Source organism: Cytobacillus gottheilii (assembly GCF_001636345.1).
Taxonomy (GTDB): domain Bacteria; phylum Bacillota; class Bacilli; order Bacillales; family Cytobacillaceae; genus Cytobacillus; species Cytobacillus gottheilii.
Genome location: NZ_KV440945.1, coordinates 2,063,377 through 2,084,811 on the forward strand (window position 1 = coordinate 2,063,377; position 21,435 = coordinate 2,084,811).

The following is a 21,435-nucleotide window of genomic DNA, read 5'->3' on the forward strand; positions in this document are numbered from 1 at the left end:
CCGGCAAAGTCGCATGATTTTAGTCTTTTGAATATGTTAATGCAAAGGTTTTAAACTTTGGCATGAATCTTGCATTCTATATTTATGAAAGAGGATAAAGGGGGAGTTTGCATGAAATACAATTTATATAAGCCTGAAAGACATTGGAAAGAGATTGAACTTTGGAAAGATGTGTCCGACGAAAAATGGAATGACTGGCTTTGGCAGCTGACAAATACGATTCGAACTCTCGACGATTTAAAAAAGGTGATCAACCTAACAGAAGATGAAGAAGAAGGCGTGAAAATTGCGACAAAAACGATTCCTTTAAATATAACACCCTATTATGCATGGCTCATGAATCCAGATGATCCCCGCTGTCCAATTCGAATGCAATCAGTTCCCATCTCAAAGGAAATGTACAAAACGAAATACGACCTGGAGGATCCGCTTCATGAAGACGAAGATTCACCTGTTCCCGGGTTGACACATCGTTATCCTGATCGTGTATTATTTCTTGTCACCAACCAATGCTCGATGTACTGCCGCTATTGTACTAGAAGGCGGTTTTCTGGACAAATTGGGATGGGAGTGCCAAAAAAACAGCTTGATGCGGCAATTGACTATATTGCATCTGCCGAAGAAGTTAGGGATGTTCTTATTTCAGGCGGTGACGGACTGTTAATTAATGATCAGATTTTAGAATATATTTTAAAAAGACTGCGTGAAATTGATCATGTGGAAATTATTCGAATTGGCACTAGAGCGCCAGTTGTATTTCCACAGAGGATTACCGAGAATTTATGCAATATTTTGAAAAAATACCATCCTGTTTGGCTCAATACCCACTTCAACACATCCATTGAAATAACGGAAGAAGCAAAAAAAGCATGCGAAATGCTCGCTGATGCAGGAGTTCCTGTTGGTAATCAGGCAGTTATACTCGCTGGTATCAATGACAGCGTTCCGATTATGAAAAAACTGATGCATGATCTCGTTAAAATCCGAGTACGTCCATATTATATTTATCAGTGTGATTTATCTGAAGGAATCGGACATTTCCGTGCACCAGTAGCAAAAGGGCTGGAGATCATTGAAGGACTGAGGGGGCATACTTCGGGGTATGCAGTTCCAACCTTCGTCGTCGATGCACCTGGCGGCGGCGGAAAAATTGCATTACAGCCTAATTATGTGATTTCCCAAAGTGCAGAAAAAACGGTGCTGCGTAATTTTGAGGGCGTGATTACAACGTATCCAGAGCCAGAGAATTATACAGCAGGAAAAGCGGATGATTATTTTGCACAAATCTACCCTGATGTTTCAAAAAAGCAATCCAATGTAGGTATTGCAGCGTTAATGAATGACACAGCATTCAACCTTGTCCCAAAAGGACTTCAGCGATTAAATCGGCGTGAACTGTATGATCAGGACCCTGCTCATAACTCCTTAAAGGATAAGCGGGAAAAGCGAGATGAGCTAAAAGATAAAAAATACAAAGCAGAACAGAAGAAATATAGAAAGGAAGATACTGAATGAGTAATGAATCGGCTTGTGAATGGTGTGGTGGCAAAGCGGCAGCAGGCAGTGGAATGGTTTATTGGGAACTGCCAGATGGAACAAGGGCAATTGAGATTAAGAATGCACCTGCCATTATTTGTTCTGAATGTGGGATGATCTATCAGACAGATATGGTGACAAAGGAGATTGAGGATCAATTATTTATAGTGGATACGAAGAAAATTAATAGTTCTATTGAATATAAGGAATTAATGGAATTACCAAGGTTGCTGAAAAGAAATTATTTTGATTTTTCTTCCTAAGCATACTAGTTATAAAAGGCACTCAGATTGAGTGCCTTTTACTTGTTGTACAATTTGAATCTTTAGGCTAGTTTTCTTTTTAAAAATATTAGTCCCCTTTTGGTAAAGAGTATTGTTTACAGTTGAATATATCCAAATTTTGTGAGAAAAACTGGAGTTTACAAGTTTTTACTCCGGGTAAAGAGGTGGAGAATGATTTATTTTAATTTTCGAAATAAACAATCTTCCGTTGAAAGGAGGTGAGCATAGCGAGTGTCAACTAGATTTGTACAAGCATTGGTTCTTGCTTCCTTTTTTATTATTCCCTCAACTGTATTGGCAAATAGTTTGCCGGAATCGGACAGTGACAGGGCAGAAAGTGCTGAAACAGAAACAGTTCCGTTGCAGCAGAATGAAGAAAATAAAGCTCAAAGCCTTCAGCAAAATAATTCTGATGATAATGAGAAAAACTCCTCTATTCTAGGTATGGTAGCAGAAACAGTAGGAACCACTGTCAAATCTGTGGTTAAGCCGATCATTGGATGTGGATACTGAAGAGCAGAATCATGCAGAAGATGAGTCCTTATTGAATGTCAGCCTTTCTGAAAAACCGTCTATTAAGGTGGATGCTAAGATAGCAGAGGTAGAGGTATCCAAGAAAATCTCTGTCAAGACTCCAGTCGCGAACGCAGAAATAGGAGAATCCGTTAAGCTGGAGACACCAGTCGCAGATGTAAATGTATCTGACACTATTTCTATTAAAACACCAATAGCGCAAGCAGATGTAGACGCTTCTATTAAAGCAGGTGGTACATCTAAGGAGAACAATCATGAATCTGGACCTTCAGAATCTGTAGCAGTAACAGAGCCACCAAATTCGAACAGTGAAAATGATGTTACTGACTCTGCTGACGTTACATATCCAGAGTCTCATACAGAGGTTCCTAAAGAACATACTGAGGAAAAACCTGTAACTGTTCCAGAAGAGCTTGCTGAAACAATCACACCTGTTATCACGGAAGCTGACGACGATCAAGTGGAGTTAAAGAAAGAAACAGATCTCTCATTTGAGGAAGATATTAAGAATTCTATAGAAGCAGATCCACTTAAAAATGCAGCTGATGATCAAGCTCTTAAGAAACAGGATTTTTCTGAGAACGAAAACAAAAATGAAGAGGCCTTCATTAAAGTTCCCTTTGATGACCATGCTGTTCAGAAAGCAGCTGATAAGCCTTTTCATCAGCCTGCAATAATTGTCCAAGCGAATCATGGATCAAACAGTTCAATCACCATCAGCGCAACTGGAGGACAATCTTTATCCGGAGGAGCATCATTTCCTTCCTTATACTTTGCGGATCTAGCATTGCTAGGTGAATGGTCTGGCGTACTGAGCTATCACGGAAATGTTGCCTTTTTCTATGATCAATGGTTAAATGCACCTCCTTCACAGCCGCCGCAACCATCCTTCTTCTCATACGTTTTTATATAAAAACTTAAAAGAAGAAGGAGAGAATACGATTGAAAAAGAGACACTTATTAAAAACATTAGCGATCACAGGTTTTGCAGCAGCAGGTTTCCTGGCAGGAGGCTCCAGCACTTTTGCATCTGAGAAAAGCAGCGATGGAGCAGCAGATCTTTCAGATACAGCCTTGGCAGGTATCCATTCGAATGATGAGAAAGCTTTATTGGATTCAAACATAAAGATTGATTTGAATTTATTATCTGGTTCAAGTGATTCAAAAAGTAAAGAAAGTTCTGCTGAATGTAGTGAAGATGCTGCTGATTTGGCTAATGAACAAGAAAGTGTTGATTTCGATAAAACGAAGGATTCTTCTCAATGGGAAGACAAAAAAGCAGATTTACCTGTAAGTAAGGAAGAATCAGCCTTAATAGATGTTAAAGCGGACGCAGATGTTGAAGCATTAACAACAGAAAAAGAAGCTGTAACTTCCTCTCATCCTGAAGCAAAAGAAACACAGGAGAAAGTAAGTAAGGAAGAGAAAACATCGTCACTAGTAGATGTAAAAGAGGACGCAGATGTTGAAGCGTTAACAACAGAAAAAGAAGCTGTAACTTCTTCTCATCCTGAAGCAAAAGAAACACAGGAGACAGTAAGTAAGGAAGAGAAAACATCGTCTCTATTAGATGTAAAAGCAGATTTAGATGTTGAAGCGTTAACAAGAGAAAAAGAAGCTTTATTTTCTTCCCATGCCAAAGGAAAAGAAACACACGATTCAGTAAACAAGGAAGAAAAAGTATCATCTTTAGTTGATGTAATAGCGGACGTAGATGTTGAAGCATTAACAACAGAAAAAGAAGCTTTATCTACTTCCCATGCCAAAGGAAAAGAAACACACGATTCAGTAAACAAGGAAGAAAAAGCATCATCTTTAGTTGATGTAATAGCGGACTTAGATGTTGAAGCATTAACAACAGAAAAAGAAGCTGTATCTTCTTCTCATACTGAAGGAATAGAAATACACGATTCAGTAAGCAAGGAAGAGAAAGTATTATCTCTAATTGGTGTAAACGCGGACTTGGATGTTGAAGCGTTAACAACAGAGAAATGGGAAGTTACACAGTCCACTTCTACTGAATCACAAGAGGATAGCAATGATGTAATAAATGATGAGGAAGAATCAGTTTCTGATGATTCAGATCTGGTTACCAATGATGAAACTGCGAATGCAGAAAAAACTGAAACCCCTTGCCCTTGTGCTGAAGAAAAAGATGAAAATTCTGAAGTAACAAAGGAAGAGGAAGACAAGACATCAAGTGATTCCAATTTGGAAACAAATCATGAGGCAGATACAGAAAACCATGATCCTTCATCTCCTGCTACTGAACAAAAAGAAGACGATACTGAGGTAGTAAAAGAAGAAACAACATCAGTTGATTCCAATGTGGATGCAAAAGAAGAAAATACGGATGCAGAAAATGAAGAGACTTCAACTATCTGTACAGAAACAAAAGAAGACCTTGCATCAGGAGTAAAGAAAGACGAAAAAACGTCTTTAGTGGATGTAAACACGGACTTGAATGTGGAAGTCCTGCCAACAGAGAATGGTGAAACGGTAAGTCCATGTACAGAAACAAAAGAAGACCTTGCATCAGGAGTAAAGGAAGACGAAAAAACGTCTATAGTGGATGTGAACACGGACTTGAATGTGGAAGTCCTGCCAACAGTAAAAGGTGAAACGGTAAATTCTTGTTCTGGAACATTTGAAGACATCATTGCAACTGTTAAGGAAGACGGATCTCTAATTGATTTGAACACAGAATTGGATCTTGAAGCTTTGATGACAAAAGAAGGGACGCATTTTCTTTGTGCTGACGGAAAGAACAATGATTCTTTGGTTGACTTAAACTCTGTGCTTAGCCTAGGAGTTCTGACATCAGATAATTCGGAAAGCTCAACCCATTGTTCTAACACAGAATTGGCCAAAACCGAAGAACATGATTTTTCAATTCTGGGAGTTAACACAGATTTAGGTCTAGCTGCATTAAATGATGAGGAATCTGCATTATGGCTTGACCTTGGCCTTAACCTTGGAAATATGAATGAGGAAAAGAAGGCGGAAGATTTTTCAATTCTTGATTTAGATCTTCAGTTGGGTCTTAACGATTAGAACCAGTCTAAATAAGAAATCACCAGCTTGCTTCTTGTTAAAGTGCTTGCTGAAATTCGCGACTTTAGCTTGTACAAAATTTTTAATTGAAGCAACCGAGTGACAAAGCAAGAGAGTTCTGCGACGGCAGAGCTCTCTTTTTTACGGTATTACGAAGCGTAACTAATTTGTTTGATTTGGTTAGGATCTCATATGCCAAGTACTGTTTCCGACTTCAATCTAAAGGGTAAAGAAAAACGAATGAAAATTAATCAAACATCCGGAATCAATTTGAAAGGAGATTTTTATGGGACACTACATCAACACCGAAAACAATGTACAAATATATGCAGAAGATATCGGAGAAGGACAGCCGGTTATTTTCCTGCATGGCTGGCCATTAAATCATGGAATGTTTGAATATCAAATGAATGAGCTCCCAAAACATGAGTTCAGGTTTATTGGAATTGATCTGCGTGGTTATGGAAAATCAGATCGACCATTTAATGGTTATGATTATGATACAATGGCAGACGATCTTCATGAAGTTATTCAAAAGCTTGATCTTAAAGATGCTGTATTAGCCGGTTTTTCAATGGGCGGGCCAATCGCTCTCAGATATATGTCGCGCTACGATGGAGACAGAATTTCAAAACTGCTGTTACTTAGCCCAGCAGCACCTATTTTTACAAAACGGGATGACTACCCTTTTGGAATGGAGAAAGAGGAGGTAGACACTCTGATTGATCAGCTGAAGAAAGATCGTCCACACGCAATTGCATCTTTTGGAGAAAAGTTCTTTGAGAAGGAGCCTTCTGAAGAATTTCAACAATGGTTCTTAAATATGGCTATTTCTTCATCTTCATATGGTACCATACACTCAGCTATTGCATTAAGAGATGAAGACCTTCGCAATGAGCTGTCAGGTATTGCAGCACCAATCACGATCCTTCATGGGAAAAAAGATCAAATTTGTCCATATGATTTTAGCGTGCAGCTGGCTGACCAGCTTCCTAATGCAAAGCTTGTTCCTTTTGAAGAAAGTGGTCACGGTGTTTTTCATGATGAACCTGAAAAATATAAAAAACAAATTCTCGAATTTCTTCAATCCTCTTCATTAGAATAAGACAGAAGCCGTATTCCTAAATGAGGCCTGGCGTGTGCCGGGTCTTATTTAAGTTTTGTTCCACTGAAATACAGCGTCTCAGTTTATGAATTTATATGGTCGCATATTTTTCTTCTTGATTTATTTTGTCTATTCAATCATCATATAACTAATTCTTAATGAAACAGAGAGGCGTTTAATATGGCTAAAACCTTTTATCATTTTTTAATGAAGTACAGACATCCGAATCCAAAAGACGAAATTAGCCAGTTTGCTAATGACGCTTACGAGGATCATAGCTTCCCAAAAACTTCTGAAAACTACGAAGAAATTAGCTCGTATCTCGAGTTGAATGGGAGTTATTTACAAAGTATGATGGTTTTTGATGAAGCATGGGAGCTTTATTTGCTTTCTGAAGGATAACATACTGTCTTTTTGACACAACACCATATAATTGGAAAAAACACTCATTACGCTGGAGTGTTTTTTTGCTGTGTACTTCAAATGGCAGATTCAAATCTGAAGAAGCGAATTTTATCGTTTATGCATATACTATTGTATTCAAAAGCTGCGGTGATTCATTGAGAGGATGGAGGAAATGAATAATCGGAAGAAAGCAAAATACAATATCGGCGATACAGTCGTCATTATTATATATGGTACGGTTGGGAAAATAACAGATGTAAAATGGCTGGATGATATGTATGTGTATGAAGTGAATAAAAGTGAAGGCCTATATGTTGAATCAAGCTTACAGTTGTTATCAGATTACAAAGGAAGTATTGTCGAAAAGGAGCATGTTGATATTGAATATCAATATTTTATCGGTGATTTAGTGCAAGTAAGAGGATATGGAACAGATATTTTCAAAATTGTAGGTTTTCGTACTGAAATATGGAGATACAAAGAGGATGCCTGGGAGGATGTAATCTATGAGCTCTCAAGGATGAATGATGGCGAATGGCTGGAAGCCTCAGAAGAAGAAATAACACTTCTTGCTGATGCAGAAAGTGCTGAGGCTTTTATACAAAAACTCGGTACTCTTTATTTAATGAACAAAAAAGAAAAATTGCCTGAATTAAAGGAATCAAAAGCCACTTTCAGAAAAGCCGAGAAAGACCTTCTGGCAATCAAGCAGGATAAGCAGGAGCTAATCGATGGACTCCTTGATATTTATAATGATTATCAGATCTTATACCGTTTGTTCCAGGATGAAGAATACAAATATATTATGCGTATGATTATTAGAAAATTAAAAAACTTAGCTGAAAATGATGGCAAAAGCACCGTTTAACTAGATGAAAAGTTGAAGGATGCTATACCCAACAACCGGAATCCCTATTAATAAAAAGGTCTGGAACATTTTTTGAAGCCCTTTATTTAAGAAATTTATTATTTTACCTTGATCATCATTTACATCTTCAATAAATGCTTCGGCTAAGCAGGATATTTTTTTCATGTCATTACCTCCGGATAAATAGTGGGATGAAAGCTGTATATGAATCTATCTCTATGCCATTTTTAGTCTGTCTAGAACGATTTGCTTTCAAATAAGAGGTATTAATAGATAGGAATGTAATATGTGCACATGAAACAGTACTGTCTGTCATACATTTGGTACAAAGGGGGCGTTGCTATGAGGGAAATTGAGGTTTTTATTGATACGGAGGAGATTGCAGAATTTTTCTTTCATGAGCTGGCGAAACGGGGGTATGTCCCAACTGAGGGTGAATTAGACGATCTGGCTGACATTACATTTGAATATTTACTGCAAAAATGCATCATTGACGAACAAATAGACGATGAATAAAAGTTTAATCCAGGACCAAATAGGTGACGATCAAGATGGCGAATAACATTCGCCATTTTTGCATTTTAATGAAACTTAAATTCTTTTAAAACGTATACATACAGAAATTTAAAATACCTTTGTAATGATCCGGGAGGGAATAGGATGTCTTTTTTTAATAAGATGCTGGCTAGTGTAGGGATTGGATCTGCTAAAGTTGATACAAAACTTGAAAGTGATAAAGTAATGCCTGGGAGTGAAGTAAAGGGAATTGTTGAGATTCAGGGAGGAAATACAGAGCAGCATATTTCTGACATCTATTTAACTTTAAATACAACCTATATTAAAGAATCAGATGATAAGAAAGTAAATGTGACAGGACAAATTGAACGTTATCATATTACTGAAGCTTTTACATTAAACGCCAATGAAAGAAGAGAGATTCCCTTTTCTTTTATTCTGCCGTTAGATACACCGCTCTCTTATGGTAGAACGAAAGTCTGGCTGGCAACGGGCCTTGATATAAAAAATGCTGTTGATCCAACTGACAAGGATTATATTACAGTCATACCGAATGAATTAGTAAATTCCGTTTTACATGCGGTTTCTAACCTGGGATTCCGAATCAGGGAAGTTGAGTGCGAACAGGCACCTCATCGTTTACGAAAAAGACTTCCATTTATCCAAGAATTTGAGTTTGTCCCAACATCAGGTGCTTTCCGAGGACGCTTGGATGAGCTTGAAATCGTCTTTTTCCCTGTCTCCCAAAACCAGACAGAAATCTTAATGCAGGTTGATCGAAAAGCGCGCGGTTTAGGCGGCTTCTTATCAGAAGCATTGTCAATGGATGAGTCTAATTTAAGGTTAATGATTCATCAAAGCGATATACCAAATCTGCAGCAGAAATTGCAATCAGTCATTGCACAGTATTCATAAAGGAAAAAAAGATGGGGAATGGCCTCATCTTTTTTTTGTCAGAAAATGGGACCGAACCTTCTCTCTGGGCATACATAATGTTTAAAAAAGCAGGAATTGCTCGACTTAGCTAAAAAAATGTAAAATATCTTTTCTAAATCGACAAAAATAGAATGTTTCTGATAAAGGAAACGACAAGCCTAATCTCTAAACTGTTATACAAGGAAAGGACTTAGTTATATCCATTACTATGTAAACATTTGGAGGGATGTAGATGCTGAAGGAATTAACAAAAACTAGAAAGAAACAATTTGATGTCACTATTTTTCAAACACCAATGTTTAACCAGAAAAAGGGGTATAAACAAGTTTACCGCATCATGGTGGAAAGTGCAGATCATGATGAATGTTTAGGCAGTGTGTTCAAAAAATTTAATGTACTAGATCGGCTTCCTGCTGATTTTCGGGGCAGATATATTTCTACTGGAGATATCCTCTATATAGATGAGGGTCGTCGCGGCCAGCGCTATTACCAGCTTCAGCCAGGCGGCTGGCAGGAAATTAATCGAATTCATATACGGTAATCTATTTTCCCTAAAAGAAGGAGTGAACCTTCCCTTCTTTTAGGGAGTTTTCATTTTATTCTCTATTATTTATGTGAACCGGGACCGTTTTTACGCCCCCCGCTAGCTGAATATTCTTTTCCGTGAGCCTCTTGTTCGGCGATTATTGCTTCTTCGGGAATATGATTATTTTTCTTTGGTGAATTAATTCGATTGCGATGTTTTTTTCCCATATTGGTTCCCCTTCCTTTTTTTAAAGATACTGCGGAATATGTGTTAGCTGTGCATTTCTCACTAAAAACTTGAGAAGCTAACAATAGTTTGTCCATGATGAGTATTCTCATTCTGGTGCTGAAGGTTTCTTCGCAAGTATCTATATGGTATATTGTGAATGTAACAAGAGTTAACACAGTTAGAAATTGGGAGGTTTTTTTAATGAGTGTACATATTGGAGCAAAAGAAGGCCAAATTGCTGAGACGGTGTTATTGCCGGGAGATCCCCTCAGAGCAAAATATATTGCTGAGACCTTTTTGGAAGGTGCAGAATGCTATAACGAAGTCCGTAATATGTTCGGATATACAGGCACATATAAAGGAAAACGCATTTCAGTTCAGGGAACTGGCATGGGGGTTCCATCCATATCTATTTACATTAATGAATTAATGAACAGCTATAATGTCCAAAACCTAATAAGGGTAGGTACTTGTGGAGCAATCCAAAAGGATGTAAAAGTTAGAGATGTTATCCTTGCGATGACTGCTTCAACAGATTCTCAAATGAATAGGCTTACTTTTGGCGGTGTTGATTATGCACCAACTGCTAATTTTGATCTTTTAAAGAAAGCATATGATTCCGGTCTTGAAAAAGGCTTGAACTTAAAAGTTGGAAATGTTTTTACTGCAGATATGTTTTATAACGATAATGCTGAGCTGGAAAAATGGGCTAAATATCAAATTCTTGCGATTGAAATGGAAACAGCTGCACTCTACACGCTTGCTGCTAAACTGGATCGCAAAGCATTATCTGTGTTAACGGTAAGCGATCATATTTTAACTGGTGAAGAAACGACAGCAGAAGAAAGACAAACAACCTTCAACGAAATGATCGAAGTTGCTTTAGAAGCAGCTATTAAAGAATAAGCAATGATAAACTAAACTGGCCGGTTTGGCCAGTTTTTTATTTTGACAATCGAGTAAAGACGGTTATGAAAAATTGTATAAAATTTACCATTAACGACATTTTTCGCATTCATTTCTTGATCATGCTAAAATAGAGTGGAATGATTTAGAAAAAGATAGGTGAGAACATTGAAAAAGCAAATAGTGCTGTTAGGATTGCTAAGTGTCCTTTTAGCAGGCTGCAGCCAATTGGACGGATATTTAGAAAAAATTCCTTTTATAGGAAACGCGAGTGAAAATGGTTCACAAAATGAAACTGAACCTGTGCAAAATGACGACAAGAATCCTGAAGAAGAAGTTAAAAATGAACCGCAGAAAGACACCGATGCAGAAAAATCAGATAATGAAGAACCAACAAAGCAAGAAGATCAATTGGTGCTGGAAGCTTCATTCTTTAATGATATTAAGGTTGTCGATGGGAAAAATTTCATTCAAAATCCAGAGAATGTAATGGCATTAGTGAACAAGGAATATTATTATATTGAAAAATATACTCCCGCTGATCTTGTAAGACCAAACGTGGCGTTTTCTTTTGGAGATCAGGATATCGAAAAAAGCTATATGCGCAAGGAAGCAGCACTGGCTTTAGAGAAGATGTTTTTACAAGCAAAAAAAGAAAAGATAAACCTTTTTGCTGTATCTGGTTATCGGTCTTATGCTAGACAAAACGATCTTTTTAAGGCTGAGGTAGCAAAAGTTGGCGAGGAACTGGCAGCTCAAGTAGTTGCATATCCAGGCAGCAGTGAGCATCAATCAGGACTGGCAATGGATATTTCAAGCCAAAGTGCTGACTTCATGCTGTCTGAAGAATTTGCGAATACGGCTGAGGGAAAGTGGCTTGCAAATCATGCACATTCCTTTGGATTTATTTTGCGCTATCCTAAAGGGAAAGAAAGTATAACGGGCTATAGCTTTGAGCCTTGGCATTATCGGTATGTAGGACAAGAAGCAGCCAAAACGATTTTCGAAAATAAGTTAACCTTGGAAGAATACTTTAATTTGGTAAAGAAAATTTGAAGAGTGAATGCTTTCACCTTTTAGCAGTCAGTTTTTGGAATTGTTAACCTGACTCATATTTTGCAATAATAAAGGCTAGAAGGAAGATGTGTTCATACTGCTTGAAATGATTTTTTATTATCCAATTGTTAAATGAATGGTGTATAATTTGAACAGGTTTTTATAAATGTCTCTTAGTGAAAAAGAATGATTTTTTTGTTAATCACCATGAAAAAATGGTATTCTAATCAAAAGAAGCTTCGTTAGTACCTAACGGTTATGAAAGTGGTGAAGGGTTTGCAAGATGAGAACATAAATCAAGAATCAACAGAAAAGCAATCAAGTTTTATAAAAATGAAGAAATTCCAATTTGTTATGCTTTTATTTATCATTGTCTTTTTGTCTGCTGGCATAACAACTTTTGCTTTGGCATTTGGAGACGAGAAAGCAGTCAGCGTAGGAAATGAAACAAGTCGAAGTGAATTTGATAAATTGTATACGGCTTTTGATACATTAAAGAATGGTTACTTCCAAGAAGTAGAAGATAATACCCTCATTAATGGAGCCATTAATGGAATGCTTGAATCTTTAGATGATCCATATTCAGATTATATGGATGTTGAAGAAGCTAAGAACTTCCATGAAAGCATTTCTTCTTCTTTTGAAGGCATTGGAGCTGAAATTACTGAACAGGAAGGATCCATTGTAATTGTTTCACCATTAAAAGGATCACCTGCAGAAAAAGCTGGATTAAAACCTAATGATGTCGTTTTATCAGTAGATGGAGAAAGTATTCAAGGGATGAGTTCAACAGAAGCAGTTCTGCTGATTCGAGGCGAGAAAGGATCGACGGTGGAGCTTGCCATCCAGCGCCCAGGCACAACTGAGCCGATCACATTCCCGATTGTTCGTGATACAATTCCAATTGAAACTGTTTATGGAGAAATGATTGACGATGAGATAGCAAAAGTCCAAATCACCTCTTTCTCTGAAAAAACGGGTGAAGAGCTAGTGGAGACCTTGAATAACCTTCAAGGTGAAGGGATGAAGGGACTTGTTCTGGATCTTAGACAGAATCCAGGTGGTCTTCTTGATCAAGCGATTTTAATTTCAAGCTTGTTTGTTCCTGAAGGAGAAATCTTATTCCAAATTGAAGATCGTGAAGGCAATCGAGAAGCCATGCAGTCTACTGCACAAGAAAACACAGACATGCCGCTAGTTGTTGTTATTGACCAAGGAAGCGCAAGTGCATCGGAAATTTTAGCTGGAGCAGTACAAGAGTCAGCAGATGTTCCGCTTGTTGGCCAGAAATCCTTCGGTAAAGGTACAGTACAGCGTGCACAAGATTTCTCTGATGGATCAAATATGAAGTTCACTACAGAGAAATGGCTGACACCTGAAGGCAATTGGATTCACAAAAAAGGAATCCAGCCAGACTATGAAGTAGCATTGCCTGAGTATGCTTCATTGCCATATGTCAGTCCAGATCTTGAATTGAAGCTTTCTTCTTCTTCCACACAAGTCCAATCAGCACAGCAAATGCTTGCTGCATTAGACATTGATCCAGGCAGAACGGATGGATTCTTTGATGAACAAACAGAAACAGCTGTTAAAGAATTTCAAAAGTCTGCTCAGCTTGAAGAAACAGGCGTACTTACAGGCCAAACAACACTTAAGCTGATGGAAGAATTAAGAGCACTAATTGATGAAAATGATACTCAAATATTAAAAGCAACAGAATTATTAAAAGAAAAACTTAATTCGTAATAATTTGCTCCCCACTATCAGGTGGGGAGTTTATTTATTCTTACCTTGAATTTTAAGCAAAGCAGGAGTCTGTAACTTATGCACGATTCTGTTTCATTATATATAGGCCAAAGTTCTGTATTTAATTGATTACGTATAGAAAAGATCCATCTGTATCACAATGGTTGTAAAAGGAGAAATTTTTACTCCTAACTTAGAGGTGAGCAGTTATGGAAAAAAGAGTAAGTCTCTTACTATTATTTACGGTGTTAATTTTGTCTGGCTGCTTAAATGCAGATCCTTTAACAGAGAAAGAGTCAGAGCCTATTAACTATTCATCAGATCATAAAAACTTTCTTTTGCTGGGAGTAGACAGCAGAGGGGAAGAGGAATCCAGATCGGATGCAATCCTTGTTGCCCGCTATGAACCGGATGATCATTCAATGAAAATTGTATCACTTATGCGTGACAGCTATGTGAAAATTCCTGACTACCCATTTGAATACAGCAAATTAAATCATGCTTACTATTTAGGCGGTCAAGAGTTGTTAAAGGATACGATCCAAGAAAATTTCGGCATTAAAATTGATCATACAGCCGTAATTGACTTTAATGGGTTTGCTGCTATGATGGACATTCTGGCTCCAGATGGTATAGAGGTTGAAGTTTCACAGCAGCTGATTGATGATATGAAACTTGATGTAACACCAGGCAAACAAAAGCTTAACGGCGATCAGCTCCTTTCCTATGTTCGCTTTCGCCATGATGCAAAAAGCGACTTTGGAAGAGTAGATCGTCAGCAGGAGGTATTAGTTTCGATTAAAGATCAAGTGATGAAGCAATTTACAACTCCAGAAGGATTAGTAAAATTTCCGGAAATGCTGAAAGAAGTTATGAACTATGTGGAGACGGACTTAAACTTTGAACAAGCATTTTCTATTGGTACTTCCTTCTTGCTTAATCCCATTACGGAAATTGAAACATTAAGAGTTCCTGTCGCTGACAGCTACGAAAACAAAAGCTACAATCATGCTGGTGCCGTACTGGAAATGAATCTTGAGGAAAATACAGAGGCCTTAAAACAATTCTTCAATGAAGTGAAAAAAGAAGAAATTATGAAGCCAGAATCAGACAAAGAAGAAAACTGATTCATATTTTTGATAAAAAATGATGAAAATGATCATCAGAGGCACAGTGAGTTGGTGATGACCCGGACAATTCAATTGTTCGGTTCTTTTTTTGCATGTTTCTGCTCACGAGATAAATCATTTGTACGTTCCGGGCAAAACCTTTAAAATAATTATTTAGAGTCTCATAATAAAAATGGAATATTGTAAACGAGGTGATTTCTTGAGACAGATTGTTCAATTTGATGAACATATTAGACAGGAAGTTGCTGCAATTGAATGTAAATGGGAAGTCATTGCGAATGAGATTTTTAACATCTACCACCAAAAGTTCATTACCTTTAATGAAGATTTAATTATAGAGGTCATAAGGATTCAAAAAGGCAAAAAAGCAGCACAGGAAGACCTGTTCACACCTAATTATGAGTCTTTTTTAGAGATTGGTGTCGAAAATGATGATGAATACTATCCAAACGCTTATATTCCAATATGGAAATGTAAACAAGAAATGTTTCAAAAGGTTGGTTATCTTACAAGACGTACAATTTCGGATGTAGGAAAAATGCTTCACGAAATGATGAAAGAAATGCTGGAAGAGAGAGCGGAAAATGGTGAACGTAATGAATAAAACAGAAATATATATTCTATCAGGCTTTTTAGGAAGCGGGAAAACAACCCTTCTAAAGCAATTGCTGCAGGCAGAAAAAGAGAAGGGAAGAAAAACAGCTGTTATGATGAATGAGCTTGGAAAAGTATCCATTGATTCTGACGCAGTTGATACAGATGTTCCTTTAAAAGAGCTTCTCGAAGGCTGTATATGCTGTACGATTCAAGATAAACTGGAAGCACAGCTTCAAGAATTATTAATAATGGAAAAGCCTGAAGTAATCTATATAGAGTCAACTGGTGCTGCTCATCCCATTGAAGTTTTAGATGGAATATTATCGCCTATTTTTGCAGATCAGTTGCATGTAAAAGGCATTATTTCTGTATTAGATGGGCATCTTTGGTTAGAAAGAAACAAATTAAGTCCGCAAATCAGACAGCTTCTTGTCGAACAGGTAAAGCATTCAGACTTACTTCTATTAAATAAAGCAGATCAGCTGACAGAATCACAGCAAGCTCAGCTTGTCTTTGATGTTCAAGGACTCAATCCAAAAGTGCTAGCATTGCTGACCACCTTTTCAAAAGTACCAATGGAAAAGGTTAGAAACTTATCTGCCGGTAAAAAAGGAGCAAATGAAACGGCTCATGTAGTTCAAGATTTAAACTTAAGCACTTTTGTATACACATTTAAACAGCCTGTCCATCGAGAAGATTTTATGAGCTTTCTTCATGGACTGCCTGATACCATTTATAGAATGAAAGGATACATTCAATTTACAAATTCGTTGTATCCTGAGCTTTTTCAGTATTCATATGGCATGCCGATTTTTCTGCCTGAAAACATGAAAATGCCCTTGAATTTGGTATTTATCGGTGAAAATATAGATTGGCATAACCTTAAGTCTCAATTAAAAGCTCTTGAGTCTGTCTAATCTTTAGGTTTTCTTTCATGCTAAAAGGGAATGACTCCATTAAAGGAGTTGATCGATATGCCATGGAGCAAAAATGATTATCCGGATGCTATGAAAAATTTAGACCCTACAGTCCGAAACAAAGCAATTGAGATTGCAAATGCCCTTTTGGATGAGGACTATGAGGAAGGGCGCGCCATTCCAATAGCCATTGATAAAGCGAAGGAATGGAAAGAAAACAGAGAATAACTTCATATAATAACGAATAGTCTCTCTAAATTTTAGGGAGACTTTTAATATGGACAAAAATACAACATGCAAATGTACATTGATGCTTACTTTTACCTTTCTCTATTTCTTTAGTTTCAACAGCCTAGAAGTTGACGCTTCCAAACATGGGATAGGCTATCATATTGAGATGCTTGATTGGATTGAAGTAAATAAACAGCTTCCGAAATTCAGTAAATTTCATGTTTTGGATACAGAGTCCGGAAGAATGTTCGAAGTGCAGAGAAGAGCAGGATCTAATCATGCTGATGTTCAGCCTCTGACAGCAAAGGATACAAAAATAATGAAGGAAATTTATAATGGCAAGTGGAGCTGGAGAAGAAGGTCGATTATTGTGATCACTAAGGATAGGTGGATTGCCGCATCCATGCACGGAATGCCTCATGGAGCTGGTGCATTGCCTAATAATTTTCCAGGTCATTTTTGCATTCACTTTTACGGCAGCACCACTCATCGCACCAATGAGATGGATCTATCCCATAAATTAATGATATTCAAAGCTTCTGGCAGGTTATACCCATATTTAACACTTGCCAGTGCTGAGGAAGTGATACACTCTTATGTCACAGGTTTAAAGGAACATGACGAACAAATTGCAGAGTTTTTATCTTTGCAGACAATTAGTTGGAAAACCGTTTTCCCGGAAATTGAAAATGCAAAACTGTCAGCTGTTGAGCTTTCGGAAGAAACATCTTATCTGTCAGATTTAGTATTAGAGGTTCCTGTTAAAATCGAGTGGTATATAAAAGAGCATGGAAAACAACTATTTAACGGTAAGATTGTTTTAGTCAGATTTTCAGCAGCTGGTCCCTGGAAGGTAGATACTCTCCAATTTTTCGAAGACCATAAGCAGTTTTTGACTGAACCAAAAAAATAAGCTTGAGAGGGAATCTCTCAAGCTTATTTTTTTTCACCAAAAGCAATAAACGTTTTTTCATCTTCAACTAAACCACAGGCAGCGCATTGAACTTTATGATTTGGTCCTTTATACGGAATGTGAAAAGGTGATAGATCATTTGCAGAATATTCCTCAACGGTATCACCTGTAAAAGGATCCAATTTTACTGGTTTTGAAACTTGTTCAATGATATTAAATCTGCTGCGATTTGTTTTACAGTTGGGACAACAATAGGGTGCACTCATTTGTTTTCTCCTTTCAATATCTGCCTCATTTTTGCAATGAGCAGAGTAGATAACAACTTTGGGCAAGAAGTTCATTGTGACAAGCAAATAACATAAGAATATGCCTATTTATCCAATTATTTATTTTGGCTATTCTAATCCTAAGGAACAAGCAAACATAGCTATATCTTATATTTTGCATTTTTACTTTTTTTTATGTGAAAATACTAAGTAGAGTAAAAAAGAATGAAAAGGGAGAAAACCATGAAATACGAATATTTATTGAATCAATACAAAAGCCTATGGCAAAACCGGCAATTAATCACGGATGAAAATACCCCGGAGCAAGTTTTAAAAATGACAATTCAGCGAGAGCTGCTGGATGAAAATGCACACCCACGAGTACGCAAGTCCTTATATGAAAAATTCTATCAGGCGATTAAAAGGATTAACGAATCAAGTTTGGTTGCAGAAGATAAAGAAGAGATTATTTCTATTCATATTTCCCTAATGGAACAATTAAGAAAGTAAGAAATAGTTCACAAATTACACACAAAAAAGTCTTATAGTATAGGCATAGAATGACAAAGGGGAATAGAAAGATGTCAGTATTCAAAGCCTTCTTATACAGTATATCTTTGATCGTTTTCTTAGCTTCATGCAGCAATCATACATATGAGCCCATTTCTTCAGATATTTCATTGGCAGCAACTGTAAATATGAAAAGTATGTCTGTAACATTTATTGATGTAGAAAAACGTGAAATTGCAGCAGAATGGCAGCTTGAAAAACCTTATACAGGCGGAATTGTTTTTCCTGATGGCGATACTTTTTTATTGTATGGAAAAGAGATGGAAACGGCGGATTTGTTTTCTTTGCAAACTGGTGAAAAAAAGGCAAGTTGGGACACAGGGAAAGGAATTGTCAATGCAAAGGTAATAAATGATCAAAAAGAAATAGCTCTTGTAAATCAAAATAATAGTTCAGTGATTTTTTATGATTTAGATGGAGAGAAGCTTGCAGAAGCACAAACAGAATCTTCACCGCTTTCGATTGTGGAAAGCGAGGAAGAGGGAGTATTATTTGTTTTAAGTTTTAAAAATCAAACTTTATCTAAAGTGAATTTGAAAACGAAAAAAACAATCGGCGATTATCCTATACATGGTGCTGCCTCTGGTGCCCTTTTGTTAGAGGACGGAACTCAGCTTTGGTTAGGGGGACATGGTGAAGGAGCGACGATTGAAAAGGATATTCATGTGTATAATGCCAGTGACGGAGAGTTTATCAAAAAAATACCCGCTCCTGTTATGCCAATTAACTTTCTGCAGTACCAGCAATCTATTTTTGTTTTGAGCCACGGTTCAAATCAGCTCTATAAAATGGATCTTGATGGGAATATTATGGGGACAGTCAAAGTTGGAGCAAATCCTTTTGAATTGGCTTTAACGTCAGATCATACACTTCTTGTTGCCGGTTATGACAGCAATGATCTTTCATTTATCAATCCTGAAAATTTAGAGGAAGAAGATAAAATTGAAGTAGGCAATGGCCCATTTAAAATTGTATTGAGGGAGAAGACAGAATGAGCAGCATTACCGTTTTAATCATTGATGATGAAGCTGATATGAGGCATTTAACCGAAATGTATCTTGCAAATTCAGGCTTTTTATGTGTTTCTGCCGGCAGCGGCACGGAAGCTTATGAAGTGATGGAGAAGCGAAAAATTGATTTAATTATTCTTGATATCATGATGCCTGGTGAAGATGGCTATATGGTCTGTGCCAATTTAAGAAAAAAATATAATACCCCTATCATATTTCTATCCGCTAAAGGTGAAGAGTGGGATAAAGTTAAAGCCCTCCAATTAGGCGGGGATGATTATATCGTTAAACCGCTTAGTCCTGGAGAACTCGTTGCTAGAATTCATGCAGTATTAAGGAGAACTGGTCTCTCTAAGCAGGAATCAGCTATTAACACGATTGGAAGAATCAGCTTAGATAAAAAAGCACGAAAAGTAATGGTTGATCAGCGAACGGTTAACCTTACTTTAAAAGAGTTTGAACTGCTGCTTTTTTTTATGGATCACCGCAATCAGGCTCTTTCAAGAGAACAGCTTCTTGAGCATGTTTGGGGAATAGACTATGAAGGCAGTTTGCGAACAGTAGATACACACGTAAAAACACTTAGGATGAAACTGCAGGAAGGCGATTATATTGAAACGGTTTGGGGTGTTGGATATAAGCTGGAGGTTCCTTCTGCATGAAGCATTTAACCAATACACTGGCAAAAAAACTTTGGCTCACTGTTACAGCAGCCATTCTGATTACTATTCTATATTCCTATTTTCTTTCTTATTTATTCTATGAAAAACTTTATGTAGAGGATATTGAAGAATCTTTGTTTGAAGAAGGAATGGCCCTTGCTGAGGACTATGAAGGCGGACCTTTAACAACGGAGCTTAAGGAACAGGTAGAGTGGTATAACACGAAATCAGACTCTGAGATTTTTATTGTCAGTAATCCAAGGGAATTAAGTGCTTGTTTGCCGTTTGATATTGATTACGAAACATTAATTGGCGAAGCTGAACGTGAAGAGCTGCTGCAGGGGAATGCAGTTTTTAAAGAAGGGTTTGAGGAACGCTTTGACCGAAACATTATGGGTGTTATCATTCCTCTTCTTGATCAAGACCGTTTAGAAGGAATTATTTATATTTATTTGCCATTAGCCAAAATTACAGAAATCACACAAGACTTTGCTTACCTCTGGATGATTGCTTCCTTTCTATTTCTGATTGTTGCTTTAGGTACAGGTGCATGGCTGGTTAAAAGACTAACAAAGCCGCTATTAGATATGAAGCAGGCTGCCGATTCGGTTTCAAAAGGAGACTATGGTGTGCATCTGAACATTCAATCCAAGGATGAAATTGGGGAGCTTGCATTTGCCTTTAACCATATGGCTGATTCAATAAGACGTGAGGATGAAAGAAAGAGGGAGTTTCTTGCAAATGTTTCTCATGAATTGAGAACTCCTATTTCTTATGTTAAAGGTTATAGTGATGCATTAATGACAAATATGGTTACTTCTGAGGAAGATAGAATTAGATATTTACATTTAATTCATCGCGAATCTGGAAGAATGGAAAGACTGGTTGGAGATTTATTAGATCTTTCGAAGCTGGAAACAGATGAATATCGATTAGAAAAGATGCCTCTGCCGCTTGCTCAATTAATTGAAGATGCACTTCAAAAATACGGTTCAACTCTTAAAGAAAAGAAATTATCCTTAATGAAAAATCTGGATCCTGACATTATTATTAATGGTGACGAAGGGCGAATAGAACAAGTGATTCAAAACATAATGGATAATGCTATTCGATATACAAAAGAAGGCGGAATATCAATTTCTTTATATGCCGCAAAAAATGGCTGCTGTATAGAAGTGACTGATACTGGATTAGGAATTCCTCAGGAAGACTTAGAAAAGGTAAAGCAGCGCTTTTATCGTGTCAATAAGGCTAGAACGCGGAGTGATGGAGGAACAGGGCTGGGCTTGGCTATTGCAGAGAAGCTTGTCCAGCTGCATGGCGGAGAACTATTGATTTCGAGCAAAGTAAATGAAGGAACTACCGTAAAAGTATTGCTGCCAGTCATCTAATAGAGAATTACACAAAGCTTGTCTTTAATAGGCAAGCTTTGTTACATA

26 protein-coding genes are annotated in these 21,435 nt (G+C 37.3%); 23 read left to right on the forward strand and 3 right to left on the reverse strand.

Annotated elements, in window-relative coordinates; genetic code table 11:
- Positions 1–111 precede the first annotated feature (111 nt).
- From kamA to yodN, 8 genes are all read left to right on the forward strand, one after another.
- Complete coding sequence (gene kamA / locus A6754_RS09980; RefSeq protein ID WP_066444561.1) at positions 112–1,515, forward strand: lysine 2,3-aminomutase; 1,404 nt, start codon at positions 112–114, stop codon at positions 1,513–1,515.
- Entirely contained in the window at positions 1,512–1,799 is a 288-nt protein-coding gene (locus A6754_RS09985; RefSeq protein ID WP_066444564.1) for a YokU family protein, read from the forward strand. The genes kamA and A6754_RS09985 overlap by 4 nt, the downstream gene beginning before the upstream one ends.
- A 252-nt stretch (positions 1,800–2,051) precedes the next feature.
- On the forward strand, positions 2,052–2,333 hold the full coding sequence (locus A6754_RS09990) for a hypothetical protein (protein WP_066444565.1): 282 nt from the start codon (positions 2,052–2,054) through the stop codon (positions 2,331–2,333).
- A complete protein-coding gene (locus A6754_RS09995; RefSeq protein WP_066444568.1) occupies positions 2,317–3,267 on the forward strand; it encodes a hypothetical protein in 951 nt (316 codons plus the stop codon). Before A6754_RS09990 ends, A6754_RS09995 begins: the two co-directional genes overlap by 17 nt.
- A gap of 29 nt (positions 3,268–3,296) precedes the next feature.
- A complete protein-coding gene (locus A6754_RS10000) occupies positions 3,297–5,408 on the forward strand; it encodes a hypothetical protein (protein WP_066444569.1) in 2,112 nt (703 codons plus the stop codon).
- 286 nt (positions 5,409–5,694) lie between these two features.
- Positions 5,695–6,513 (forward strand): alpha/beta fold hydrolase, encoded by an 819-nt coding sequence (locus tag A6754_RS10005; protein WP_066444571.1) that lies wholly within the window; start codon positions 5,695–5,697, stop codon positions 6,511–6,513.
- 180 nt (positions 6,514–6,693) lie between these two features.
- Complete coding sequence (locus A6754_RS10010; RefSeq protein WP_066444575.1) at positions 6,694–6,915, forward strand: YozE family protein; 222 nt, start codon at positions 6,694–6,696, stop codon at positions 6,913–6,915.
- Positions 6,916–7,090: 175 nt separating this feature from the next.
- Positions 7,091–7,786 carry a germination protein YodN gene (yodN, locus tag A6754_RS10015; protein ID WP_066444578.1) on the forward strand — a complete coding sequence of 232 codons (696 nt, stop codon included), beginning with the start codon at positions 7,091–7,093 and terminating at the stop codon, positions 7,784–7,786.
- Here yodN and A6754_RS22750 read toward each other — a convergent pair whose 3' ends face one another.
- On the reverse strand, positions 7,787–7,951 hold the full coding sequence (locus tag A6754_RS22750) for a hypothetical protein (protein ID WP_156495746.1): 165 nt from the start codon (positions 7,949–7,951) through the stop codon (positions 7,787–7,789).
- A 177-nt stretch (positions 7,952–8,128) separates the two neighbouring features.
- Here A6754_RS22750 and A6754_RS10020 point away from each other — a divergent pair, with 177 nt between their 5' ends.
- The 3 genes from A6754_RS10020 to A6754_RS10030 all read left to right on the forward strand — a co-directional run bounded on the left by A6754_RS10020 (position 8,129) and on the right by A6754_RS10030 (position 9,779).
- A complete protein-coding gene (locus A6754_RS10020; protein WP_066444583.1) occupies positions 8,129–8,302 on the forward strand; it encodes a YozD family protein in 174 nt (57 codons plus the stop codon).
- A 144-nt stretch (positions 8,303–8,446) separates the two neighbouring features.
- Positions 8,447–9,217 carry a sporulation protein gene (locus A6754_RS10025; protein WP_066444585.1) on the forward strand — a complete coding sequence of 257 codons (771 nt, stop codon included), beginning with the start codon at positions 8,447–8,449 and terminating at the stop codon, positions 9,215–9,217.
- A 253-nt stretch (positions 9,218–9,470) separates the two neighbouring features.
- The gene (locus A6754_RS10030) at positions 9,471–9,779 is read left to right on the forward strand and encodes a YodL domain-containing protein (RefSeq protein WP_066444588.1); all 309 of its coding nucleotides are present in this window, start codon (positions 9,471–9,473) and stop codon (positions 9,777–9,779) included.
- Between the two features lie 65 nt (positions 9,780–9,844).
- Here A6754_RS10030 and yoyE read toward each other — a convergent pair whose 3' ends face one another.
- Positions 9,845–9,991, reverse strand: a complete 147-nt coding sequence (yoyE, locus tag A6754_RS23440) for a protein YoyE (protein WP_176215169.1) — start codon at positions 9,989–9,991, stop codon at positions 9,845–9,847.
- A 202-nt stretch (positions 9,992–10,193) separates the two neighbouring features.
- Here yoyE and deoD point away from each other — a divergent pair, with 202 nt between their 5' ends.
- The 8 genes from deoD (at position 10,194) to A6754_RS10070 (ending at position 17,488) form a co-directional block, all read left to right on the forward strand.
- Complete coding sequence (gene deoD / locus A6754_RS10040) at positions 10,194–10,898, forward strand: purine-nucleoside phosphorylase (protein WP_066444594.1); 705 nt, start codon at positions 10,194–10,196, stop codon at positions 10,896–10,898.
- Positions 10,899–11,066: 168 nt separating this feature from the next.
- Complete coding sequence (locus tag A6754_RS10045) at positions 11,067–11,954, forward strand: M15 family metallopeptidase (protein ID WP_066444597.1); 888 nt, start codon at positions 11,067–11,069, stop codon at positions 11,952–11,954.
- A gap of 258 nt (positions 11,955–12,212) precedes the next feature.
- The gene (locus A6754_RS10050) at positions 12,213–13,700 is read left to right on the forward strand and encodes a lmo1851 family serine protease (protein WP_066444600.1); all 1,488 of its coding nucleotides are present in this window, start codon (positions 12,213–12,215) and stop codon (positions 13,698–13,700) included.
- Between the two features lie 209 nt (positions 13,701–13,909).
- The gene (locus A6754_RS10055) at positions 13,910–14,827 is read left to right on the forward strand and encodes an LCP family protein (protein WP_066444603.1); all 918 of its coding nucleotides are present in this window, start codon (positions 13,910–13,912) and stop codon (positions 14,825–14,827) included.
- A 202-nt stretch (positions 14,828–15,029) separates the two neighbouring features.
- Positions 15,030–15,434, forward strand: a complete 405-nt coding sequence (locus A6754_RS10060) for a hypothetical protein (RefSeq protein WP_066444607.1) — start codon at positions 15,030–15,032, stop codon at positions 15,432–15,434.
- Positions 15,427–16,344, forward strand: coding sequence for a CobW family GTP-binding protein (locus tag A6754_RS10065; RefSeq protein WP_066444614.1), 918 nt, complete (start codon positions 15,427–15,429; stop codon positions 16,342–16,344). Before A6754_RS10060 ends, A6754_RS10065 begins: the two co-directional genes overlap by 8 nt.
- Before the next feature lie 57 nt (positions 16,345–16,401).
- Positions 16,402–16,572 carry a DUF2188 domain-containing protein gene (locus A6754_RS22955; RefSeq protein WP_180320209.1) on the forward strand — a complete coding sequence of 57 codons (171 nt, stop codon included), beginning with the start codon at positions 16,402–16,404 and terminating at the stop codon, positions 16,570–16,572.
- A 49-nt stretch (positions 16,573–16,621) separates the two neighbouring features.
- The gene (locus A6754_RS10070; protein WP_156495748.1) at positions 16,622–17,488 is read left to right on the forward strand and encodes a hypothetical protein; all 867 of its coding nucleotides are present in this window, start codon (positions 16,622–16,624) and stop codon (positions 17,486–17,488) included.
- 23 nt (positions 17,489–17,511) lie between these two features.
- Here A6754_RS10070 and A6754_RS10075 read toward each other — a convergent pair whose 3' ends face one another.
- On the reverse strand, positions 17,512–17,754 hold the full coding sequence (locus tag A6754_RS10075) for a DNA alkylation repair protein (protein ID WP_066444617.1): 243 nt from the start codon (positions 17,752–17,754) through the stop codon (positions 17,512–17,514).
- A 243-nt stretch (positions 17,755–17,997) separates the two neighbouring features.
- On the opposite strand from A6754_RS10075, the gene yoyC reads away from it, so the two are divergent.
- From yoyC to A6754_RS10095, 4 genes are all read left to right on the forward strand, one after another.
- On the forward strand, positions 17,998–18,264 hold the full coding sequence (yoyC, locus tag A6754_RS10080) for a protein YoyC (protein WP_066444627.1): 267 nt from the start codon (positions 17,998–18,000) through the stop codon (positions 18,262–18,264).
- Between the two features lie 71 nt (positions 18,265–18,335).
- A complete protein-coding gene (locus A6754_RS10085) occupies positions 18,336–19,319 on the forward strand; it encodes a YncE family protein (RefSeq protein ID WP_066444630.1) in 984 nt (327 codons plus the stop codon).
- Positions 19,316–19,996 (forward strand): response regulator transcription factor, encoded by a 681-nt coding sequence (locus A6754_RS10090; protein WP_066444632.1) that lies wholly within the window; start codon positions 19,316–19,318, stop codon positions 19,994–19,996. The genes A6754_RS10085 and A6754_RS10090 overlap by 4 nt, the downstream gene beginning before the upstream one ends.
- Positions 19,993–21,387, forward strand: a complete 1,395-nt coding sequence (locus A6754_RS10095) for a sensor histidine kinase (RefSeq protein WP_066444635.1) — start codon at positions 19,993–19,995, stop codon at positions 21,385–21,387. The genes A6754_RS10090 and A6754_RS10095 overlap by 4 nt, the downstream gene beginning before the upstream one ends.
- Positions 21,388–21,435 lie beyond the last annotated feature (48 nt).

What these genes read in the sequence shown, in the direction of transcription:
- A6754_RS22750 (WP_156495746.1), bottom strand. Translation starts at nt 7,951, where the DNA reads ATGAAAAAAATATCCTGCTTAGCCGAAGCATTTATTGAAGATGTAAAT.
- A6754_RS10070 (WP_156495748.1), top strand. Translation starts at nt 16,622, where the DNA reads ATGGACAAAAATACAACATGCAAATGTACATTGATGCTTACTTTTACC.
- A6754_RS10005 (WP_066444571.1), top strand. Translation starts at nt 5,695, where the DNA reads ATGGGACACTACATCAACACCGAAAACAATGTACAAATATATGCAGAA.
- A6754_RS10025 (WP_066444585.1), top strand. Translation starts at nt 8,447, where the DNA reads ATGTCTTTTTTTAATAAGATGCTGGCTAGTGTAGGGATTGGATCTGCT.
- A6754_RS10085 (WP_066444630.1), top strand. Translation starts at nt 18,336, where the DNA reads ATGTCAGTATTCAAAGCCTTCTTATACAGTATATCTTTGATCGTTTTC.
- A6754_RS10065 (WP_066444614.1), top strand. Translation starts at nt 15,427, where the DNA reads ATGAATAAAACAGAAATATATATTCTATCAGGCTTTTTAGGAAGCGGG.
- A6754_RS10020 (WP_066444583.1), top strand. Translation starts at nt 8,129, where the DNA reads ATGAGGGAAATTGAGGTTTTTATTGATACGGAGGAGATTGCAGAATTT.
- deoD (WP_066444594.1), top strand. Translation starts at nt 10,194, where the DNA reads ATGAGTGTACATATTGGAGCAAAAGAAGGCCAAATTGCTGAGACGGTG.
- A6754_RS09985 (WP_066444564.1), top strand. Translation starts at nt 1,512, where the DNA reads ATGAGTAATGAATCGGCTTGTGAATGGTGTGGTGGCAAAGCGGCAGCA.
- kamA (WP_066444561.1), top strand. Translation starts at nt 112, where the DNA reads ATGAAATACAATTTATATAAGCCTGAAAGACATTGGAAAGAGATTGAA.
- A6754_RS22955 (WP_180320209.1), top strand. Translation starts at nt 16,402, where the DNA reads ATGCCATGGAGCAAAAATGATTATCCGGATGCTATGAAAAATTTAGAC.
- A6754_RS10095 (WP_066444635.1), top strand. Translation starts at nt 19,993, where the DNA reads ATGAAGCATTTAACCAATACACTGGCAAAAAAACTTTGGCTCACTGTT.
- yoyE (WP_176215169.1), bottom strand. Translation starts at nt 9,991, where the DNA reads ATGGGAAAAAAACATCGCAATCGAATTAATTCACCAAAGAAAAATAAT.
- yodN (WP_066444578.1), top strand. Translation starts at nt 7,091, where the DNA reads ATGAATAATCGGAAGAAAGCAAAATACAATATCGGCGATACAGTCGTC.
- A6754_RS10055 (WP_066444603.1), top strand. Translation starts at nt 13,910, where the DNA reads ATGGAAAAAAGAGTAAGTCTCTTACTATTATTTACGGTGTTAATTTTG.
- A6754_RS10090 (WP_066444632.1), top strand. Translation starts at nt 19,316, where the DNA reads ATGAGCAGCATTACCGTTTTAATCATTGATGATGAAGCTGATATGAGG.
- A6754_RS10075 (WP_066444617.1), bottom strand. Translation starts at nt 17,754, where the DNA reads ATGAGTGCACCCTATTGTTGTCCCAACTGTAAAACAAATCGCAGCAGA.
- A6754_RS10010 (WP_066444575.1), top strand. Translation starts at nt 6,694, where the DNA reads ATGGCTAAAACCTTTTATCATTTTTTAATGAAGTACAGACATCCGAAT.
- A6754_RS10050 (WP_066444600.1), top strand. Translation starts at nt 12,213, where the DNA reads ATGAAAGTGGTGAAGGGTTTGCAAGATGAGAACATAAATCAAGAATCA.
- yoyC (WP_066444627.1), top strand. Translation starts at nt 17,998, where the DNA reads ATGAAATACGAATATTTATTGAATCAATACAAAAGCCTATGGCAAAAC.
- A6754_RS10030 (WP_066444588.1), top strand. Translation starts at nt 9,471, where the DNA reads ATGCTGAAGGAATTAACAAAAACTAGAAAGAAACAATTTGATGTCACT.